The organism is Mesorhizobium sp. M4B.F.Ca.ET.214.01.1.1 (genome assembly GCF_004791545.1).
GTDB classification, from domain to species: domain Bacteria; phylum Pseudomonadota; class Alphaproteobacteria; order Rhizobiales; family Rhizobiaceae; genus Mesorhizobium; species Mesorhizobium abyssinicae.
Genome location: NZ_SRUX01000002.1, coordinates 72,036 through 92,605, shown reverse-complemented (window position 1 = coordinate 92,605; position 20,570 = coordinate 72,036). Strand labels below are relative to the sequence as shown.

Annotated in this window: 19 protein-coding genes; 9 read left to right on the top strand and 10 right to left on the bottom strand. The window is 66.5% G+C overall.

From position 1 onward, the window contains the following. Window positions 1-118 precede the first annotated feature (118 nt). Entirely contained in the window at window positions 119-553 is a 435-nt protein-coding gene (locus tag EN857_RS36285) for a hypothetical protein (RefSeq protein ID WP_348627109.1), read from the top strand. A 98-nt stretch (window positions 554-651) separates the two neighbouring features. Here the strand turns inward: EN857_RS36285 and EN857_RS03570 are convergent, their stop codons facing one another. After that, window positions 652-2,628, bottom strand: coding sequence for an acyltransferase family protein (locus tag EN857_RS03570; protein WP_127285048.1), 1,977 nt, complete (start codon window positions 2,626-2,628; stop codon window positions 652-654). A 254-nt stretch (window positions 2,629-2,882) separates the two neighbouring features. On the opposite strand from EN857_RS03570, the gene EN857_RS03565 reads away from it, so the two are divergent. The 3 genes from EN857_RS03565 (at window position 2,883) to EN857_RS03555 (ending at window position 6,283) form a co-directional block, all read left to right on the top strand. Continuing rightward, window positions 2,883-3,236 (top strand): cupin domain-containing protein, encoded by a 354-nt coding sequence (locus EN857_RS03565; RefSeq protein WP_127285049.1) that lies wholly within the window; start codon window positions 2,883-2,885, stop codon window positions 3,234-3,236. A 203-nt stretch (window positions 3,237-3,439) separates the two neighbouring features. Beyond that, a complete protein-coding gene (locus EN857_RS03560) occupies window positions 3,440-3,982 on the top strand; it encodes a hypothetical protein (protein WP_127285050.1) in 543 nt (180 codons plus the stop codon). Window positions 3,983-4,258: 276 nt separating this feature from the next. Further along, entirely contained in the window at window positions 4,259-6,283 is a 2,025-nt protein-coding gene (locus tag EN857_RS03555) for an AI-2E family transporter (RefSeq protein WP_245493317.1), read from the top strand. Between the two features lie 102 nt (window positions 6,284-6,385). Here the strand turns inward: EN857_RS03555 and EN857_RS03550 are convergent, their stop codons facing one another. Further along, complete coding sequence (locus EN857_RS03550) at window positions 6,386-6,613, bottom strand: hypothetical protein (RefSeq protein ID WP_127284436.1); 228 nt, start codon at window positions 6,611-6,613, stop codon at window positions 6,386-6,388. 318 nt (window positions 6,614-6,931) lie between these two features. Between EN857_RS03550 and EN857_RS03545 the strand changes: the two genes are divergently transcribed. Further along, window positions 6,932-7,861 carry a hypothetical protein gene (locus EN857_RS03545; RefSeq protein WP_127284435.1) on the top strand — a complete coding sequence of 310 codons (930 nt, stop codon included), beginning with the start codon at window positions 6,932-6,934 and terminating at the stop codon, window positions 7,859-7,861. A 253-nt stretch (window positions 7,862-8,114) separates the two neighbouring features. Here the strand turns inward: EN857_RS03545 and EN857_RS03540 are convergent, their stop codons facing one another. The 6 genes from EN857_RS03540 to EN857_RS03515 form a co-directional block, all read right to left on the bottom strand. Further along, on the bottom strand, window positions 8,115-9,062 hold the full coding sequence (locus tag EN857_RS03540) for a phosphatidate cytidylyltransferase (protein ID WP_127284434.1): 948 nt from the start codon (window positions 9,060-9,062) through the stop codon (window positions 8,115-8,117). A gap of 80 nt (window positions 9,063-9,142) precedes the next feature. Then, window positions 9,143-9,811 carry a lysophospholipid acyltransferase family protein gene (locus EN857_RS03535; protein WP_127284433.1) on the bottom strand — a complete coding sequence of 223 codons (669 nt, stop codon included), beginning with the start codon at window positions 9,809-9,811 and terminating at the stop codon, window positions 9,143-9,145. 7 nt (window positions 9,812-9,818) lie between these two features. Continuing rightward, the gene (locus EN857_RS03530) at window positions 9,819-10,253 is read right to left on the bottom strand and encodes a hypothetical protein (RefSeq protein ID WP_127284432.1); all 435 of its coding nucleotides are present in this window, start codon (window positions 10,251-10,253) and stop codon (window positions 9,819-9,821) included. Continuing rightward, the gene (locus EN857_RS03525) at window positions 10,250-11,554 is read right to left on the bottom strand and encodes a phosphatase PAP2/dual specificity phosphatase family protein (protein ID WP_127393358.1); all 1,305 of its coding nucleotides are present in this window, start codon (window positions 11,552-11,554) and stop codon (window positions 10,250-10,252) included. Before EN857_RS03525 ends, EN857_RS03530 begins: the two co-directional genes overlap by 4 nt. A gap of 37 nt (window positions 11,555-11,591) precedes the next feature. Continuing rightward, window positions 11,592-13,379: a bifunctional alpha/beta hydrolase/class I SAM-dependent methyltransferase gene (locus tag EN857_RS03520; protein WP_135858204.1), complete on the bottom strand. Its 1,788-nt coding sequence runs from the start codon at window positions 13,377-13,379 to the stop codon at window positions 11,592-11,594. Window positions 13,380-13,399: 20 nt separating this feature from the next. Beyond that, window positions 13,400-14,005 carry a CDP-alcohol phosphatidyltransferase family protein gene (locus tag EN857_RS03515; RefSeq protein WP_127393355.1) on the bottom strand — a complete coding sequence of 202 codons (606 nt, stop codon included), beginning with the start codon at window positions 14,003-14,005 and terminating at the stop codon, window positions 13,400-13,402. An 825-nt stretch (window positions 14,006-14,830) separates the two neighbouring features. Between EN857_RS03515 and EN857_RS03510 the strand changes: the two genes are divergently transcribed. After that, entirely contained in the window at window positions 14,831-15,568 is a 738-nt protein-coding gene (locus tag EN857_RS03510) for a class I SAM-dependent methyltransferase (protein WP_187331173.1), read from the top strand. Between the two features lie 100 nt (window positions 15,569-15,668). After that, window positions 15,669-17,207, top strand: coding sequence for a winged helix-turn-helix domain-containing protein (locus EN857_RS03505; protein ID WP_127392316.1), 1,539 nt, complete (start codon window positions 15,669-15,671; stop codon window positions 17,205-17,207). A gap of 35 nt (window positions 17,208-17,242) precedes the next feature. Here the strand turns inward: EN857_RS03505 and EN857_RS03500 are convergent, their stop codons facing one another. Both EN857_RS03500 and EN857_RS03495 read right to left on the bottom strand, forming a co-directional pair. Then, window positions 17,243-17,539: a hypothetical protein gene (locus EN857_RS03500; RefSeq protein ID WP_127392315.1), complete on the bottom strand. Its 297-nt coding sequence runs from the start codon at window positions 17,537-17,539 to the stop codon at window positions 17,243-17,245. Between the two features lie 253 nt (window positions 17,540-17,792). After that, on the bottom strand, window positions 17,793-18,278 hold the full coding sequence (locus EN857_RS03495; RefSeq protein WP_245493452.1) for a hypothetical protein: 486 nt from the start codon (window positions 18,276-18,278) through the stop codon (window positions 17,793-17,795). A 166-nt stretch (window positions 18,279-18,444) separates the two neighbouring features. Here EN857_RS03495 and EN857_RS03490 point away from each other — a divergent pair, with 166 nt between their 5' ends. Beyond that, on the top strand, window positions 18,445-19,815 hold the full coding sequence (locus EN857_RS03490) for a nodulation protein NfeD (RefSeq protein ID WP_128346659.1): 1,371 nt from the start codon (window positions 18,445-18,447) through the stop codon (window positions 19,813-19,815). Next, window positions 19,812-20,570: a slipin family protein gene (locus EN857_RS03485; protein WP_127284425.1), complete on the top strand. Its 759-nt coding sequence runs from the start codon at window positions 19,812-19,814 to the stop codon at window positions 20,568-20,570. Before EN857_RS03490 ends, EN857_RS03485 begins: the two co-directional genes overlap by 4 nt.

Sequence of the window (20,570 nt, the reverse complement as noted above, 5' to 3'; positions counted from 1 at the left end):
CGCCGACGTTGGGGCGGGCGCCAGCCTCGGCGGCGTAAGCGGCGGCGTTTCGGCTGGCGTCGACGCGGGAGACCAATCAGTTGATGGCCCAGCGGGCACCGCCGGAGCGAGCACTGCTTTGGGGAGTACCACAGGGACGGCGGGTGCCGTTGCCGGCAAGAAGAAGGCTGCCATTGTCGTGCCCAGGGGCGCGCGATACGCAATCGTCCTGCCACACAGCCTTTGGCCCTCCAGAGGTGGTCGCGACACGCTCGGGCAAAGCAAAAAAGGCTATCCCGTACTGCAGCCTCTGGCGCCGCTGAAGGTGATACCCGGCACCCCGCCGGCCGTGGTTCGCGTCTGCCGCCAGGCGATCAAATCGGCTGCGGTGCCGCTTGGTGCCGTGCGCGTGCACGCAGCCAGCGCAGGTCCCTTGCGCCGGCATCGTCTCGGCGCGCTCACCGCACCGATTGAGGTGCGCATAGACTATGCAAGACAAGGTGGCATCGAGGTCCGGCAAGCGCGGGTAGGATGCCGCCTCGACCCGGCGGGCAGGGTCGTCGCGGTGAAATAGGCTTGTTGGATTTGGCGGGTGTGCCAAGTCTCGATGAAACGGACGTCTGGAGCGCCCCTGGTCCTGCCTGGGTCATTGGATGACCTTCGCCACCCGTCCTAGCTCCCGATCACCCGTAGCACCGTCTTCTCCATCACCGGTTCCAGCGATTCCGCGAACGGCGTCGCCAGGTGATGGCGATCGCGGTAGGCGAGCTTGCCGTTGATGAAGACGTGACAGGTGGTGCTGTCGCAGAACTGGCTGGTCAGGTCGACATAGGTGGCGCCGGGCACGCTGCGCACGACATCGCGCTCCGCCGCGGCGATGTCGTCGTTCGCCGCCATGTTCCTAGGCGTATCGCAGACCTCAGGTGCCTGCCCGCGCCACAAGGCCCGTGCCACGCATTTGTCGACATAGTTTCCATTATAGGGCACGTCCCTGATCACCGCGACCTTGATCCCGGCCCGGCTGAATGCCGCGAGCGTCCAGTGCAGGCCGGCCCTCCATTCCTCGTTCCAATCGGCGTGCCTCAGTTCCTCGGGCGATTCCTTCATCACGTTGCCGATCGAGAATTCCGAGATCACCACCATGCGCGGATGCAGCGCGATGATGTCCTTGACCGATTGCTCCCGCCACCGGTCGCATTCGGTGTAGTCGCGCTTCAGCCGCCAGTTCCAGGTCGTGACCCGTGAGGCTCGGCAGGAGGATTTGAGATAGGTGACGACGCGGTAGTTGTTCTTGCTTGCCGCCTCGATCAGCGGCGTCGACCAATGGTCGGCATGCGAGTCGCCGAACAGCACGACCGAACCCTCGGCATCCTTGGCACCGAACACGCAGGGCTTGGGCTTGACGGTCTCGAAATCGAGCACGCAGCCGCCCTTGGCGCGCGCGGTCGAAGGGCGCGCCGCGCTTTCGGCGATGACGCGCTGTTCGGGGTCGAGATCATGCACGGCCAGCCGCGCATTGGCGTAGGCCGCCGCAACGCCGGTGCCGGTCAGGAGGACGGCCGGCACCAGCGCGCGCGCCGCATTGGCCATAAGCCAGCCATTGCGGCGTATAGGGTTCTCGATGACGTGATAGGTGAAGGCCGACAGCACCAGCGTCAGCGCCAGGCAGACAAGGCGCTGCACGGTAGAAAGTTCCGCGGTGAGCATGCCGGCATAGACGATGACCGGCCAGTGCCAGAGATAGAGCGAATAGGAAAGCTTGCCGCCCCACTGCAAGGGCGGCAGCGCGAGCACGGCGCTGGGGCCATTGCTCGCGCCGGCCGCTCCCGCCAGCAGCATGAGGACGGCGCCGGTCACCGGCACCAAAGCCAGCAGACCGGGGAAGGGGGCATCCTCGCTGAAAGAAAGATAGGAGATCGCAATCAGCGCCAGCCCGAGCCAGGCCATGGTGGCGCTCAGGCCGCGGCGCTCGCGCCACAATGTCGCCGGGGCTAGCGTGGCCAGCCCGCCGGCGGCGAACTCCCAGGCCCTGAGCGGCGAGAAATAGAAGGCCCAGGGCTGGGCGACCGTGGTCAGCCAGGCGCAGACAGCAAACGACACCAGACCGGCAAACCCGATCACCAGGATCACCGCCCGCTTGCCGGGCTTCAGCCACGCGGCAAGCACCAGCAGCGCCGGCCAGGCCAGATAGAACTGCTCCTCGACCGACAGCGACCAGAAATGGATGAACGGGTTGTTGGCGGCGTCGGACGCGAAATAGTCGAACGACCAGCGGATCAGCCACAGATTGATCATGTAGGCCGACGCGAACATGGCGCCCTTGGAATAGAGCGACTGCTCCTCCGGCGACAGGATGAAGGCGCCGGCCACCAGCGTCGCGAGGATGACGAACAGCGAAGCCGGCAGCAGCCTGCGCGCGCGCCGGGCGTAGAAGCGCCAGAGGTCGAGCCGCCCGGTCTCGTTGATCTCGGTGACGAGATGACGCGTGATCAGGTAGCCCGAAATGACGAAGAAGATGTCGACACCGGTGAAGCCGCCGGGGAGCGCGGTGAGCCCGAAATGATAAGCGATGACGCCGGCCACTGCCAGCGCGCGCAAGCCCTCGATGTCGGGCCGGAACGATGCCGAGGCCGGGAATTGTGCTGTCAAGACGACGCCTCGTGCTGGTCGTTGGCAGCCCACCCACGGGCGAGACTCGACCCTGAGCGCGGATATCGCAATGCAACATATTTAACGCGGTGCAACATAAGTGGAGATCAGCGTCCTTCTCCCGCTCACGGGGAGAAGGACGCTCTCACCTGGACCTTCGCCAAATCCGACACGCGCGGTCGGCCTGCGCGTTGCCCATGCTTCGCGCATCGTCTATGCACCCTCAGCCAATGCCGGCTGGAACGGAGCCCATCATGACCGACCAAACCATCCTCAAATTCGGCGCCATCGAGCATGCCGAGGCCGGCGACCTGCCGGGCTGGGTCGTCGTCGAGGGCAGGCCGACCATGCAGACCGCCGTGCAGCACACCACCGCCGACGGCAAGGTGATCTCGGGCACCTGGCGCGCCTCGCCAGGCACCTACCATGCCACCTACACCGACTATGAATTCGTGCACATGATCGCCGGCCGCATCATCATCACTCCCGACGGCGGCGCACCTGTGGAGGTCGGGCCGGGCGATGCCTTCGTCGTCGAGGCCGACTTCAAGGGAACCTGGAAGATCATCGAGCCGGTGACCAAGCATTTCGTCGTTCGGGTCGGCTGATGCGGGCGCGTCGCCAGTCATGCGAGAGTGGCGGCGGGTCGGCCAGCGTCGAGCCGGCGCACAGCGCTCTGTACGTTAGGCTGCGCTAAGTAACGTTGTCCGGAAACGTGCGATCTGCTAGCATTTGACCACCGACAAACGGCCCCGAAGTGCCGTGCGTCCGACATCATGCACAACAGATCAACTCGAACCGGAGAACGGCCATGAAACGGCTTCTGACGGTCGCTGCGCTTTTGGCAGCAGCCAGTTTGATTGAGATGCAAGGCGCAGCCGCCGATGACGCTGCGCTGATCAAGAGCGCCGAGTCAGCCGCGCCGGCTGCAGTGGCCAGCGGCGCCGCGGTCTACGCCATGGACGAGAAGGGCAACATGCGTACCCTGCGCGAGGGCAAAGGCGGCTTCTGGTGCATGCCGGACAACCCGGCCTCGCCTGGCCCGGACCCGATGTGCGGCGACGCCAACTCGATGGAATGGGCGATGGCCTGGCTGCAAAAGAAGGATCCGCCCAAGGGCAAGGTCGGCTTCATGTACATGCTGTCCGGCGGCACCGACGGCAGCAACACCGATCCCTATGCGACAGCGCCCACGGAAGGCAACAACTGGGTAGAGACCGGTCCGCATGTGATGATCGTCAACGCCATGGACATGATGGCGGGCTATCCGACGGACGCAAAGCCCGACACGTCCAAGCCCTATGTCATGTGGCCGGGCACACCCTACGCCCATCTCATGATCCCGGTTAAGTAGCTGGAACGAGAGCGCACGGGCGCTCCGTCCTCACAACAATGGCGGGTATCTCCGCCCGCCATCCGAACCGCCAACTGTAGAGGCCGTGAGCGTTGGCATCTCGGCCGCCGCCGCAACTTCGGCGCCGCCTACGGCTATTGCGACAACGCCCTGCAACATAAGCGCAATCTGCGCGTTTGCTAATCCACAGAGAGGCAGTCATCAGGGTGGCCGCGCCGTGCGTTGCACGCCGGCGAAATATCGCTGATCATGCTCCTCGTTGGGCGGAGGCATCAGGTGAATCGGCAAAACGGCACGCGCCCGTCGGGATCCGGGCTGGTTGGTCTTCTGGCTGCGTCGAGGGCGCATCCGCGCACAGCGCTGCCCACGGTCGCGACGGTGGTCACGACAGTGGCGGCGCTCTACTTCGGCCGCGAGGTGTTCCTGCCGATCGCCGTCGCCCTGCTTTTGACCTTCGCCCTGGCGCCCCTGGTCTCCGCGCTGAAGCGCGTTGGCATTCCGCGCCTTCCGGCCGTCATCGCCAGCGTGCTCGGCGCCTTCGCGGCGCTTGCCATGTTCTCCTTTGTCGTCGCCACGCAGGTCAGCGATCTCGCCCAGAACATTCCCGTCTACCAGATCAACATCCTGACCAAGATCCGCGCGCTGAAGGAAACCGGCCTCGGCGGCGGCATCATCGCCAGGCTGAGCGGAGTGATCGAGCGCGTCGGCCAGGAGATCGAGCGCCAGGAGCCGCAACTGCCCTCGGCGACCGAGACGCCCAAACGCGATCCGATCCCGGTCGAGATCGTCGCGCACGAAAAGCCGCTCGAGGTGCTGCAGAACCTGGTAGCGCCGCTGCTCAGCCCGCTCGCCTCGGCCGGCCTGGTCATCGTCGTGGTCATCTTCATGCTGATGGAGCGCGAGGATCTGCGCGACCGCTTCATCCGTCTCGTCGGCTATGGCGACCTGCACCGCACCACGCAGGCGCTGCAGGATGCCGGCAAGCGTGTCGGCCAGTATCTTTTGATGCAGCTGGTGGTCAATATCGTCTACGCCGTGCCGATCACCATCGGGCTCTGGGTGCTGGGCATCCCCAATGCGCTTTTGTGGGGCATGCTGGCGCTGGCGCTGCGCTTCGTGCCCTATATCGGCCCGATCATCGGCGCGCTCTTGCCGCTGTTCCTGGCGCTGGCCGTGGCGCCCGGCTGGGCTCTGCTCTTGTGGACGGCGGCCCTGTTCATCGTCATGGAACTGATAACCGGCAACGTGATCGAACCTTGGCTCTACGGCTCGCGCACCGGGCTGTCGCCGCTCGCCATCATCGTCGCCGCGATCTTCTGGACATGGCTCTGGGGTCCGCTCGGCCTGGTGCTGTCCACCCCGCTCACCGTCTGCCTGGTCGTGCTCGGCCGCCATGTGCCGCAATTCGAATTCCTCGACGTGCTGTTCGGCAACGAGCCGGTGCTGGAGCCGCACGCCCGGCTCTACCAGCGGCTGCTGGCCGGCGATCCGGACGAGGCGACCGACCATGCCGAGGAGTTCCTGGAGGACAAATATCTGTTCGAGTTCTACGACAAGGTCGCGATCCCCGCTTTGCTGCTCGGCGAGCATGACCGCATGCGCGGCGTTCTCGACGACGAGCAGCGGCGGCTGCTGGCCGGCAGCGCCGAGACCCTGGTGGCGAACCTCGACGACAGTGCCCAGCAGGAAGCCGAGGAGGAAGAGGACGAGCCGGAAGCCGCCGCCTCAGGCGATGACAAGGCCGGCGAACGCAAGGCGTCGGAGCGCAAGCCTGGCGAGGACAAGGAGGTCGACGAGGCCGAAGAGGTCAATCTCCCGGATGGAACCGGCATTGCGGTTCTGTGCGCCGGCGGCCGCGGCGAGCTCGATGATGCCGCCGCCGCCATGCTGGCGCAGGTGCTAGAAGTGCAGGGCGCCGAGGCGACGAAGGCGGGCTTCGCCGATCTCGAGCCCGGCGGCGTGCGCCGCCTCGAGCTCGATGCGCTCGACGCGGTCGTCATCGGCTTCCTCGACCGTGATTCCGTCAAGCATGCCCGCTTCCTGGTGCGGCGGCTGAAGCGCCGCCGGCCAAAGCTCAGGGTTGGCATCGTCTTCTGGTCGGAAACCGGCAATGGCGACCGGCAGGCCGCCAGCGCCGAGGCCCGTGACCTCAATGCCGACTTCGTCGCCTATGGCATGGTCGATGCCGTCAACGGCGCGCTGTCCGGCGAACCGCCGGTGGTCCTCAAGCTCGCCGCCAAGCGCCGCCCGCCCCGCCGTCAGCCGGCGCGCAAGAAGGCGTCGGCCGCGGTCGCCGGCTGAGGGCGCGGTTGCCTCGGGTCGGCGAAAGCGAGCCCTCGGGAGTTTGCGTCCGCAGTGGCGCGAGGATCGTTGATCCCCGCGCCACTGCCGCCCCGCCAAGGGCTAGAAATGCAGGTAGATTGCTGGCGGATAGATCGAATTGTAGCCATCCTGGTTGGTCGTCGCCGGCTTGGCGCCGGCAGGCGTGATCCCGCCTGTGGCCGTGTTGTCCAGCGGCGGCCGGGTCGCCTCGACCTTCGCGTCGTCCTTCGCCACCGGGACTTTCTTCTTGGCTTCCGCGGCCTGCGCCAGCGCAAGCACGACGAGCAGCGCTGACAGAACGAGCTTCATGTCGGTTCCTCCCTGCCTGAATGCGGAGGCGTTGGGCGGTCTGCCCGAGCCAATTCCGCTTTTCCTCGTGGCCTTCCCCTAGCGCCGGCGAGCTTAGCGCCAGGCGCCGGACCGGAAAGGGATCGCGTGCGGAACGCCGTGGAATTCTTTGGAATTCCTGGAATATTAGCTTGTGGAAAAGTACAATGGGAGGACGTGCCGGCGCATGCTATGGCTAGCAGCTGGCATGGGAGCACGATCCCGGACCGGGGCCGTGCTCGAAAAGGGGCGAGCCATTCCGGTCGACCGGGATGGAACAGGCCCAGGGACGGCGGCCGCATGGCACAGCATATCGCGCAAAAACTCCGGCTGACCTCGGCCCTGCTCGGCACCGTCACCCGCAAGGAGCTGGCGGCGGCGTTCCGGGCCGTCAATCCGAAGACCGCGTTCGATCTCGGCCGCGCCGACAAATGGCTGCAGGGCCGCGCCCAGCCGCGCGAGTACGCCGTCTATGACGACTGGGCGAAGCTGCTTCGCCTGGAGCAGCCGGGGGCCTGGATCGCCGACAGCGACCTGCCGCAGTTCGCCGCTGCCATCGCCTCCCGCCACGGCGTCGACAGAGCCGAGCTCGAACGCCGCGCCGCCGCACAGTTCGAGGCCACCGCGCATGACGAGAAAAGCGTCGGCCTGGCGCTCGCCGGAACCTATGCATGCTATTCGCGCGCGCTCTCGCCCTACTATCGCGGCCAGCTGATCAGGGGCAACCTGTCGATCGAGCCGGGGCCTGGCGCGCACAGCCTGAGCGCTGCCTATCGCGAATCCTTGCCGACGGGCCAGCTCTTGCTTGGCGGGCCGGTCACGCCGGCAAAGCGCGGCCTCTATGCGCATCTGAAGGAAAGCGGCGGCGATGCCCAGTTCTTCCTCTGCCTGTTCCCGCAGTCGCAGCCGGGCAGCGTGCTCGGCGGTTACATGTGCGGCAGCTCGATCATCGGCCCGGAGCCGCAGCCCTCGATCACCAGGATCCTCATCATCCGCCTGCGCGACCCGGCGCCCGACGCAGCGGCCTGGGGCGGCTACCTCCTGCCGGACCAGTCGATCGCGGAGGATCTGGCCGCGCTCGGCATGTCGATCGATCAGCCCGGGCTCGTCGACCGGCAGCTCGCGCAATTCCTGATCGGCGACAGTGACGTTGCCAACCAGGTCCCGCCGGCCGAGTTCCGTGCCATCCTCGATATCTTCGACCGGCATTGGCTAAGGCATTCGGGATAGGGCTCCTCGCCGGCGGCGGCGGGTGAAGGCCGGTGCCGACCCTGCCAATCCTGGGGGGATGGGGGCCATCGCGTCGCTGCCCGATGAACGATCTCTCCGAACTATAACTTATTTAATAGACCCGGCGGTCCGTCTATTGCCTGGTCGCACAGCAGCACCGGCCTCTACGGTGCTGTAATCGGGGACACCCGATCGGCCCGCGCCCCGGCTAGCCTAGGGGCGCGGGCGCGTATCGGCCGGGCTTTGCGGCTCCTCACACCGACCAGAAATACCGCACCGTGTGGAAGAACACCGGGGCGGCGAAGACCAGGCTGTCGGCGCGGTCCATCATGCCGCCATGGCCCTCGATCAGATGGCCCCAGTCCTTCACGCCCTGGTCGCGCTTGATGGCCGAGGCGACCAGGCCGCCGAGGAAGCCCATCAGGCAGGCGACGAGGGCGACGACGGCGGCCTGCAGCGGCGAGAACGGCGTCAGGAAGGACAAGAGCGCGCCGAGCAGGCTCGACGCCGCAAGCCCGCCGACCAGCCCTTCCCAGGTTTTCGAAGGCGACACCTTCGGCGACAGCAGATGTTTTCCGAACAGCTTGCCGAAGATGTATTGCAGCACGTCGCTGCCCTGCACGGTGATGATCAGGAAGGCGATGAGCAGCAGGTTGCGGCCCTCGAAGCCGGGCACGTTCAGCGTCAGCAGCGCCGGCACGTGGCTGACGAAGTAGACCGAGATCATGATCGCCCATTGCTGCGCCGAGACGCGCTCCAGGAAGCGCTCGGTGTCGCCGTTGAGCGCGGTGATGGCCGGCATCAGCAGGAAGCAGTAGACAGGGATGAAGATGGTGAAGAGCCCGTACCAGGCCGTCCACACCAGCCAGTACTGGAACGGAATGATGATGGCGAACATGCCGAGCAGCACCCAGTGGTCGCTGCGCCGGCTGTGCGTCAGCGTCACGAATTCGCGCAGTGCCGCGAACGAGATCAGCGCGAACAGGATGGTCATGCCGGCATGGCCGAAGAAGAAGGCGACCGTGATCGCCACCACCATCACCCACCAGGCGTTGATGCGCTGGGTGAGGTTGGTGAGCGTCGGCGACAGCGGCTTCGGCGCCCGCCACGACAATATGCCGGCGGTGACGCTGGCCGTCGACAGCACGGCGACCAGGCCGGCGATCAGGATCATGGTTTCATGTATCGGCGGCAGCGGCATTATTTCGGGCCTCCGGCCCTGTCTTTTTGTTTGACCATAGTCTTTTCCAAAAACCGGGAGCCACTTTTTGGGATCATGGTCTAGTCGTCCCGGTCCGGACGGGGGTCGAGGGCCAGCAGCGTCTGGCGGGCGCGTTCGAGGAAGGCGCGGCGCTCTTCGCCGGGCGCGATGGTGACAGCCGGGCCGAAGACGACGCGGCACAAAAGCGGCACCGGCAGGAACTGGCCCTTGGGCAGAACCCGAGACATGTTCTCGATCCAGCACGGGATGAGCTCGACTTCCGGCCGCGCCATCGAGAGATTGTAGAGGCCGGAGCGGAACGGCAGCAGCGGCTCGTCGGTGGTGTTGCGGGTGCCCTCGGGGAACAGGATCAGCGAATGACCCTGGTCAAGCACCGACAGCATGATGTTGATCGGGTTCTCGGCCTCGTCGGTCCACTGGCGATGGATCAATACGGAGGACAGCATGTCCTCGGCGATGTAGCGGCGCAGCCGCGACTTGCCCCAATATTCGGCCGCGGCAACCGCATGGGTGCGGGCGCGCACCTTCTCGCTGAGGCAGGCCGAGAGCAGGATGAAGTCGCCATGGCTGGCATGGTTGGCGAAATAGATGCGCTGCCGCTCCGACGGCTGGCTGCCGTTCCAGATCGGCCTGACCCCAGTCACCACCCAGGCCATCGCCGACAGGCCGACCGAGGTGATGGTCTGCAGGAGGGTGAAGGTGTTGGCGCGGATGTGGAGTTTTGTCATCGAAGTCTCAAAGCAATGCCGCCATCAGTGACGCTGCCGCGAACACCGCAAAGGCTATGCGCTGTTTTGTCAGCAGCCGGCGCGTGCCCGCTATGCGCTGGTCGAGCGATCGCGTCTGGGCCGGCGTCGGCTTCAGCCGCATGCGGGCGAGCAAATCGTCGACCGCGCCGCCGCCCGAAACCTCGCTGTCATGGCTCGCCATCAGCCGGAACAACAGCGCATCGAACAGGATAAGCGCGATGAAGGCGAGGGTAGCTAGAGCCGCCGCCGCAGCCACCAGCCACGCCGCCGCCGATAGCGGTGTCACCTGCGGCGCGGCCGCCAGCCCGATCACCGGCGCGGCGAGCAGGCAAGCAGCGACCGCCAGCAGTGGCCATGCCGCCTGCAGTATAAGTCCGGCGGCGAACGCGCCGGCTTTGTCCTGATAGGGGTTGCTGCTCATGCAGCTTCCCCGGCCTGAATGTGCACCGGTCGGCCGGAGGCGGCGAGCAGTTTGCGCGCCTGCGCTGCAGTGTGCGAGCGGCCGGTGCCGACCAGCCATGCGGCGGCGACGGTAGCGCTGCGTTGGAAGCCGAGCGCGCAGCAGATCAGCACCGTGCCCTGCCGGCGCGCCGCCTCGATCGCCTGCACCGCTTCGGAGAGTTCCTTCTCGGCTGGCGGCATCAGGTCGAGTACGGCAAGGCTGATCCATCGGCATGACGCGCGAGCCGGCCGCTCCAACTCGGCGGCAAGGTCGACCACCGTGCCGAAGCCATTAGCTTCGGCCGTCGTCGGGAAGCGGCCGAGGAAGACGCCGTCGGCGACCGGCACGCGGGGCGGCAGCGTGCGCGTCCAGGCCCAGAGATTGATTTTCGCGCCGACACGGTAGGGCCAGAGCAGCAGGCGGCTGGCGAGCGGCACACTGCCGTCGGCCGATTTCTGGAACACTTTCACCCCGGCCCCGGCATAGGCAAAGGCGACGATGGCAAGCGCCAGCGCCGGCCACAGCAGCACGAGGGCTATCGGCGACACAAGTGCGCCGCCGGCCGCGCTGGCGAGCAGCAGCGCCGCCCCCAGCCCATAGAAGAGCGCCAGCCGCCGCGCTCTCCTGTCGGCGGTCAGCCGGAAGCCGGCGAACGGCAGCTCGCCCTCGCGCGGGAAGAGCCACACAGCGAACAGGCCGAGAAGCGCGCCGGTCGGAATGTCGATGAAGTGGTGCTGCCATGTCGTCAACACCGAGGCTCCGATCAGCAAGCACCAGACATGCCAGATAATTCCCGCGATTCCGGTCAGCCTGTGCCGCCAGTGATCCCAGATTATCACCAGCAGCGCTATGTGCAGCGACGGCGCCTGGTTGAACGGTTTGTCGAAACCGCCGAGCACCGCGAACAGGAATCCCGGCAGGCCCGATGTCTCCGGCCGCACGAAGGTGGCCTTGAGCGGGAACAGGATGAAGCAGATCACCGCGACGGCCTGCGCCGTCAGATAGCGGCCGGCAAGGCGGTCGACGCCGCGCTTGCTGTCGTTGAGGAGCAGCGACAGTCCGTAGAACAGGTTGATCGACCAGTAGGGCACGATCGTCCAGGCCATGAACGGAATGTCGCGTTCCCAGCCAAAGACGATGCTGCCGACGTCGTCGCGGCGCGACGCCAGCCAGTTGGCGAAGCCGTAGGTCGAGTAGAACAGCGGCGCGAGCAGCGCCAGCCAGAGCGCCGCGCGCAGCAGGATGGCGCCGAATTTATCCTTCGGCCGCTCGGTCGCGATGGGGACTGGGGCAGGGTCGGCGGCGGGCACGGCTTCCTCAGACGCGCCGGGCGACCGAGACGGTGAAGATGCCCCACTGGTCGATGCGCTGGTCGATCTTCTCGAAGCCGGCGGCCTTCACCAGCTGGTCCATCTCTCTTTGCGTGCGCCGCCGCATCACCCAGGCCTGGCCGCCGCGATGCGAGGTCAGGCTGCGCGCGATCATCTCCAGCTGCGGGTGCCAGGGTTGGTTGGTGTAGATCAGCAGCGCGCCGGGCTGCATGGCGCCGGCCAATCCGCCGAGCGAGCGGGAAATCAGTGCATTGTCCGCGAACAGCTCATAGAGCCCGGAGACGATGGCGAGGTCCGGCGCCGGCTTCAGCCCGGCCAGCATTCCGGTATCGAAGGCGTCGGCCTGGCGGAACGTGACGCTGGTCGGCAGGTTCCGCTCGGCGATCAGCCTGGTGCCGAGCCCGACATTCAGCTGGGAATAGTCCTGCAGCCTGACACTTGCCGGGGGCACGGCGCATTTGGCGACGGCATCGAGCACGTAGCGACCATGGCCGGCGGCGATGTCGAGGATGTGCACGGGCCGGCCGGCAGCATTCAGCTGCTCCGTGGCGCTGGCGATCAGCTCTTCCAGATGAAGCTTGCGCTGGCGGATGCCGCGCCAGCCGATGGCATCGAGGAAGGTGCGGTCGACCATGCGGCCGACATGGCTGACGCCGCGCGCCTCGTTTTCATAGACATAGTCGAGCGTGGAGCCGGAATCGAAGCCGGTGGCAATCCCGGTCTTGAGCCCGGTCGAGAACCAGGAGCCCATGCGGATGAAGGCGCGGCTCATCGCCCAGTAGAGGCCCCTGGGCGACAACAGCGGCAGCGGCGAGGCAAGCTTGTCGGCCTCGTCGCGCGTGTAGCCGGCGCGGTCGGCGACAGTCAGATCGGCGGGCTTCTCGGGCGTCGTGTACTGTTTCTCGAGGAATGGCCGGATCAGGTCGAGTGCGTATTTGCGCTCGCGTTCGCCGAGCGTGTCGTGGAAGAACCCGGGCAGCACGTGCCGCTCCTTGGCCGGGCTCGCCAGATTGACGAAGAATTCGTGCTGCGGGCCGTGCCGCACCACCCAGTCGGCGCCCGAGATCAGCAGCTGTGTCGGCACGGTGATCGCGCGCGCGTCCGCAACGATGCGGGCGGCATGCGCGTAGAGCTCGACCAGTATGTTGGAGGCGATCGGGCGGGTGATCAGCGGATCGGCGTCGAAGGAGGCGATGCGCTCCGGATCATGGGTGAGGAATTTCGCCTTGACGTAGGAATTGACGAAGAAGCGGCCTTTGAGCTTCTGCCAGAGCGCGATGCCCTCCTTGGCGAAGGGCACGTAGAGCTTGACCGAGAAGGCCGGCGAGGCGAGCACCAGCGCGCGGATGTCGGGCGCGTAGTCATGCACCCAGGCAGCGGCGAGCACCGCCCCGAAGGACTGCGCGATGAGTGCCAGATCGCGCTGGCCGAAACCGTCACGCGCGATCTCGCGCACGAAGCAGTCGATGTCGCGCACAAGGGCGGCGAAGGACGGCGCGTAGCCGCGCTCGCCTGCCGAGCGCCCGTTGCCGCGCGCGTCCCAGGCATAGAAGGCGTAGCCCGGCATGGCGAGCTCGTCGACCAGATGCGCCATGCGGCCGCCATGCTCGTGGCCGCGATGGAAGAGAAGGACGGCGCCCTTGGGCTTGTCACCCACCGCCGGCCAGTAGCGATAGAAGATCTCGGTGCCGTCATGGGTCCTGAAGGTCCGCTCCTCGACCACCCGTTCGACGCTCGTGGGTGCTGCCGCGGCGATATTCTGCTGATGGATCATGGTGTTGCCCCCGAGGTCGGTCAATGCTCGACTGCTCCTCTAAGGCCGCTGCGTATCCGGTTGATGGCGGTCGCCAGCGACAGTGTTGCGAACGCCGGAAACATGAAAGGCGTGAGCGCCGCCGGCCACAGGCCGAAGGCGACGAGGAAACCGATGACCCCGAGCGCCAGCGCCCGGTCGCTCTTGCCGAAAGGCCCGGCATAGTCGCGCGCCGCCCCCGCGGCGATGCCGAGCACACCAGTGAATTCGACGATGACCGCCACGATCCCGAAGGCGATCACGCCCGAAGCCGGGAAGAGGGCGGCGAAGGCGAGGATCAGCGCCAGGTCAGAGACGACGTCGCAGAGTTCGTTGAGATACATGCCGAGTTTTGATGCTTGCCCATGCTCCCGTGCCAGCATGCCGTCGATGGCATTGAGCGCCATGCGCGCGAACAGCACCAGCGGCATCAGCAGGAACACGACGGGATGGGCGGCGAAGACGGCCGTCACCACCCCGGTCGCGACCGAAATGCCGGCGGCGAGAAGCGTGATCTGGTTGGCGGTGACGCCGGCTCCGGCGAGCCGGTCGGCCAGCGGCCGCAACCTCGCCTGGAAGGCCGGCTTCAACGCGTAAAGCGTTGGCATATGCGATCCCCCAACCGCGTCATAACCCCACGCATGACCCCCATGCGCCAAACACCCTGCCACGCCTCCGGCTGGAGACGCTGCACGCAATGAGGATGGTCAATCGGCGGCCAAGACGCAAGGGCGGAGTGCGCGCGCTTGCGACGCGGTTAAAATCTGCGTTTTGGAAGACCGGCCAGGAGCGGGCGGTACACCATGCGTGTACCAGCCCGTCCGGCGCCCCCGCCAAGCTGTTGAAACCCCGTCCGTCCCCAACAGCCCCCGGTTATGGCGTGACCAGTGGCTTCGGCATATCCAGCGGCGGCGTCGCCTGTCAACGCCGCCAGCCGGGCGCCCGAACGCCGGTTTTTGACCCTGGCGGACCGTTGCCGCAGACCCGCGCGATCGCGTCCTTGCTGTCCTTGAAGGCCAGCAAAAGCCGGTTTTTCGGGCTTTTCGACCGCCCCTGTTGCCGATGCGGCAGCCCCCGCCTATGCGCTTGAATCGGCTTGCCTTTCGCCGGCTGGACTTTTTCCGCCCAGCATTATCAACCTGACTTTTTTTGGGTGTATTTGGGCGGGCGGCGATTTTGCCGGTTCGCCTGTGTGAATTGCGTCATGGCGCGCCAGGGCAAGACGATGCACAGCAACGCAACCGAAGCCCGGGGGCGCGATGGCCGGGCGGCTTGCATCGCTTGCCGCCTCGCCTTGGGTATTGCGTATCGCCGCCGTCGCGCTTCGGCCGCCATGCAGCTTCCGTCCCGCCAATCTCAGCCGAATTTCAGCCTGCCATCACGACGGCCGGGCGGGTGCCGTGCAGACTGGGTCGAAGAGGAAAGGGTGCAACATGGCGCAGGCGCAAGGCACGGCACATTGGGACGAGAACCATTCTCGCGGCTTTTTGGACAACGGGCGTTATTTCGTGCCGGAACGCGAACGCCAGATCGGGATCATCGCGGACCTCATTCCGCAACCCGCACCGGGCAACCTGCTGGTCGAGCTGTGCCCAGGCGAGGGGCTGCTCAGCCGCGCGCTGCTGGAGCGCTTTCCCGACTGCCATGTTCTGGCGCTCGATGGCTCGGCGCAAATGCTGGAGCAGACGCGGGCCACCTGCCGCGACCAAGCTGGGCGCCTGACCACCGCCGCGTTCGAGCTGGCGCAGCGCGACTGGCGGCGCTTTGCCGAGCCCCCGCATGCGGTCGTCTCCTCGCTCGCAATCCATCATCTCGACGGCCGGCAGAAGCAGGAGCTGTTTGCCGATCTGGCGGCGGCGCTCAAGCCCGGCGGCGTGCTGGTGGTGGCCGACATCGTGCGCCCGCCAACCGCAAGCGGGCTCGACATCGCCGCACGGCAATGGGACGAGGCGGTGCGCACGCGGGCGCTGGCGATCGACGGCGATCTCGCCGCCTTCGCCGAATTCAATCGCCTGGGCTGGAACTATTTCCGTAACCCGGACGGCGAGCCGATCGACAAACCGTCCTCGCTGGCCGAGCAGCTTTCCTGGCTTGCGCAAGCGGGCTTCACCGAAGTCGACTGCGCCTGGCTCTTCGCCGGCCACGCCATCTTCAGTGGGCGAAAGCCTTGATGTCGGGGGACAGGCATGATGTCTTCGAGCATGCGAGGGCTTTGATCGATCGCTAGCCGTCGCGCGGATCGAATTGGTTGACGTCTCCTCGAGGGGCGACATGACGACGTTCGAATTCTCCGGCCACAGGCTCGATCTGCACAGGGGCAGGCTGCAGAGGGGCGGGCTCGACGTCGACCTGCGCGCCAAGTCGCTTTCGCTGCTTACCTGCCTGCTGGAAAATGCCGGCCGCGTCATCGGCAAGGACGAGCTGGTCAATGCGGTCTGGCCGAACGTCGCCGTTTCCGACGATTCGCTCACCCAATGCATGAAGGACATCCGCAAGGCGCTCGGCGCCGAGGCCGATGGCTTGATCCGCACCGTGCTGCGGCGCGGCTATGTGATCGACGAAGAGCGCGTGCGCCGCCTCGAGGATCGGGTCGCCACCGCGACCGGGGAGGGGACCGCCGACGACAGGCCGTCGATCGCGGTGCTGCCCTTCGAGAACCTCAGCGGCGACCCGGCGCAAGACTATTTTGCCGACGGCATGGTCGACGAGATCACCACGGCGCTGTCGCGCATGCGCTGGCTGTTCGTCATCGCCCGCAATTCGAGCTTCGCCTACAAGGGCGAGGCCGACGGCGTGAAACGGGCCGGAGCCGAACTCGGCGTGCGCTACGTCCTGACTGGCAGCGTCCGCAAGGCCGGCGATCATATCCGCCTCACCGGACAACTCATCGACTCCGGTTCCGGCAAGACGATCTGGGCCGACCGCTACGACGGCACCATGGCCGATGTGTTCGACCTGCAGGACCGGCTTGCGGAGAGTGTCGTCGGCGCCATCCAGCCCTCCATCCTGTCGGCCGAGATCGAGCGTTCGCGGCGCAAGCGGCCGGAAAGCCTCGCCGCCTACGACTACGTGTTGCGCGCCTTTCCGCTCACCTGGTCGCTCGAGCGCGCGCAGAACGAGGGGGCCGGCACGCTGCTTGAACGTGCGATCGCGATCGAGCCGGACTATCCGCTGGCGCTTTCGCTGCTTGCCTGGTGCCATCTGCAGCGCGCCGGCTACCGCTGGACCGAAACGCCCGCCGCTTCTCGGGAAGAGGGCCTGCGCCTGGCGCAGAAGGGGGCGGCGCTCTCCGGCGACGATCCGATGGTCCTTGCCGTGCTCGGGGCGGCGCATTCCTTTGCCCGCGACTACGATGTCGCCGACATGCATCTGGCGCGGGCGCGTGCGCTCGATCCGAATTCCGCCTGGGCCTGGCTGCGCAGCGCCTGGCTGGACGTCTATCGCGAACGGCCCGAGGCGGCGATCGAAAAGTTCGAGCATTTCGAACGGCTGAGCCCGCGCGACCCGATGGGTTACATGGCCGAGATCGGCATCGGCGCCGCGCATTTCGTCGCCGCGCGCTATGACGAGGCGGTGGCGCTGACGCAGCGCGGCCTTAGCCAGCAGCCGGGCACCTGGTGGGGACTGCGCCTGCTGGTCACCGCGCTGGTTCATGCCGGTCGCAAGGACGAGGCACGGCACGCTTGCCGCAGGCTCATGGAAACCTGCCCGGGCCTCACCATTGCCAGGGTTGGCGACGCTTCGCCCTTCGACGCGGGCACGACTGAACGCATCGCCGCCGGCCTGCGCGAGGCCGGCCTGCCAGAGTGATCGGATCGCCGGCGCCCGGCCCTAAAGCATCGCGCTCAGAATTCGCGGCGTTGGCGGCGGTCCTCCACGACCTTCGCAAGCACCTCGGTCGGGTCGCGGTCGACCGGCAGTGTCAGCGCGTTCTCGACGTCGAAGGCTGTGAGGCCGATATCGCGGCGTTCGCATTCGCTCATGGCGGCGAGCACTGCCAGCTCGCCGCGCGTCTTCCAGAAACGCGGCAGCCACAACAGCGCCGATGTCGCGGCGCAAGCGAGCCGGTAGAGCCGGGAAGGGGAGGCCTGGCGCCGGTTGTCGGCGGTGGCGCCGATGAAGAAGGAAACGATCGTGGTCATGGCCTTGATCTCCGTCTCGAACTGTCACTGTGACAGCAAGGCCGAGGATAGTTGGCGCCAGACTGGAGATCGTGATGCCCCGGCGAAACTTCAGGGAAATTGCGACGAAAACCGCAAGTCGGTTCGGGGTGCGGCGAGCGTCGATCGGTTGCGTCCGCGCTCCTTGGCGCAATCCCCCCTCACGGGCCTCGACGGGGAGATGGCAGCTTCGCTGCCGCGCGGCCTGAGGCTTGTTCTCGGCCTCTCGCCGCCTTCAGTCCGCGTCCCCGGAAGCCTTGCCGCATTCGGCCAGCACCTTGCCGATCGCCGCGCTCGATCCGTTAAGCGAAAAACTGTTCTCGCCATATTTGTCGGACGTGACAATGACCTCGCCCTTGCCGCGCAGCAATGCGAGCAGCGGGTCGGCGCTGCCGAATTGCGCTGTGAAGTAATTGTACATCGCCTCGAGCACGAGCGTCTTCGTCACCGTCTTGCCGCCGGCCTTGAACGCGAACGAGGCCTTTATGCCGGGCTCGAGCTGCGGACCGGCCTCGCCGAGATCGTAGCTCAGCGTCGGCTTGCCGAAACAGGTCAGCATCAGATGCGCGCCGCCATTCGGCCCGCCGCACACCGAGGCCGTCAGCACGCTGCCGCCTTCGTCCTCCTCCATCTTCGCGCTCCAGCCGCAGGATGCGGCATTGGCCGGCTGCGTGGCTTGCAGTGCGCCCAAGACGATGAATGCCGCCAATACGCTTCGCATGATTTCCCCCCATCGAGACACTCGTAGCGGCAGGATCATACAGGGCAATTGATGGAGTGGCAGCACCGAGATTGGCTAAGGGCAGTGACAGCCGATCTCCCCCGCCACATGCCCTCATTGGACTTCACCAAGATACAACCCATATCTTCACCATGGAGCTTTGAGCGTGATCTTCGCGCGGGTGGCCCTTCTTGCCGCTGCTCTTTTGGCCGCGGCTGTCGTTTCTCCCTTCTCCTCGACCGGGAGCGGGAAGGTGGCGCTGAGCGTCGCCATAGACGGCGCCATCGGGCCGGCCAGCACCAGGCAGCTCGAGGAGGCGCTCGACACCGCCGCCAAGCGCGACGCAGCGGTCCTCATCCTGCAACTGAACACGCCGGGGGGGCTGGTCACCTCGATGCGCGAGATGATCGCCGACATCCTGGCCTCGCCGGTGCCGGTCATCGGCTATGTCGCGCCGGCCGGCGGCCACGCGGCCAGCGCCGGCACCTACATCCTCTACGCCACCCATGTCGCGGCGATGGCGCCCGGCACCAATCTCGGCGCAGCGACGCCGGTCGAACTCGGCGGGCTGCCGTCGCTTCCGGGCGGCGAGAAGGACAAGGACCAGAAGGACGCCACCGGGCGACCTCCGGGCGACGCGATGATGGCCAAGGTGACCAATGACGCGGTTGCGCTGATCCGCTCGCTGGCCGAACTGCGCGGCCGCAATGGCGACTGGGGCGAGAAGGCGGTGCGCGAGGCGGCGAGCCTTTCGGCCAGCGCCGCGCTGCAGGAACATGTCATCGACTTCATCGCCCGCGACACCGCCGAGCTGTTAAAGCTTGCCGATGGGCGCACCGTCGACGTGGCCGGTAAAAAGCAGGTGCTGGCGACCGACGGCCTGCCGGTCGAGACGTTGGAGCCGGGCTGGTTCATCCGGCTGCTCGCCGTCATCACCGATCCGAACGTCGCCGTGATCCTGATGCTGGTCGGCGTCTATGGCATCATCTTCGAGTTCACCAGCCCGGGCGCGGTAGCCCCCGGCGTCATCGGCACCATCTGCCTGGTGCTCGGCCTCTATGCGCTCAACCTGTTGCCGATCAACTATGCGGGCCTGGCGCTGATGCTGCTCGGCATCGCGTTCCTTGCCATCGAGGCGTTCAATCCCACCGTGGTGCTCGGGCTGGGCGGCGTCGCCGCCTTCCTGCTGGGCTCCGCCCTGCTGCTCAAGGTCGAGGGTCCGGGCTTTGCCATGTCGTGGGCCGTCATCGGCCCCGCTGCCGCGCTGACGCTGGGGTTGGCGCTGCTCACCGGAACCTATGTCTGGGCGGCGCGCAAAAGTCCGCCGCGCGTCGGCGGCGAGGCCATGCGCGGCCTGCCCGTCGAGATCCTCGACTGGCAGGGCGGCGAGGGCCATGTGTTGGCCTTAGGCGAGCGCTGGCGGGCGAGGGCCGACGAGCCCGTCGCGCCCGGCGACAGCGTCGAGGTGACTGATGTCGGCGACCTCGTGCTGACGGTGCGCCGCCGCGACGCGAACAACAACGGAGCAATAAGATGATGGTCGGTTACGTGGCCTATCTGGTCGTTGCGGTGGCCGTGATCATGTTCCTTGCGGCCGCCATCCGCATCCTGAGGGAATATGAGCGCGGCGTGGTCTTTACGCTCGGCCGCTTCACGGCGGTCAAGGGTCCCGGCCTCATCATCCTCGTCCCCTTCATCCAGCAAATGGTGCGGGTAGACCTGCGCGTTGTGGTGCAGGACGTGCCGCCGCAGGACGTGATCTCGCGCGACAATGTCTCGGTGAAGGTCAACGCCGTGCTCTATTTCCGCATCGTCGACGCCGAGCGGGCGATCATCCAGGTCGAGGATTTCATGGCCGCCACCAACCAGTTGGCGCAGACCACGCTGCGCTCGGTGCTCGGCAAGCACGAACTCGACGAGATGCTGGCCGAGCGCGACAAGCTTAACAACGACATCCAGGAGATCCTCGACCAGCGCACCGATGCCTGGGGCATCAAGGTCTCCAATGTCGAGATCAAGCATGTCGATTTGAACGAGAGCATGGTCCGCGCCATCGCCAAGCAAGCCGAAGCCGAACGCCTGCGCCGCGCCAAGGTGATCAACGCCGACGGCGAGCAGCAGGCGGCGGCGAAACTGGTCGAAGCCGGCCGCATGCTGGCGGCCGAGCCGCAAGCCATGCAGCTGCGCTATTTCGAGGCCCTGCACGACATCGCCGGCGAGCGCTCGTCGACGGTGGTCTTCCCGCTGCCGGTTGATCTGCTCGGGCAATTTTTGAAGGGGCAGGGGAAGTGA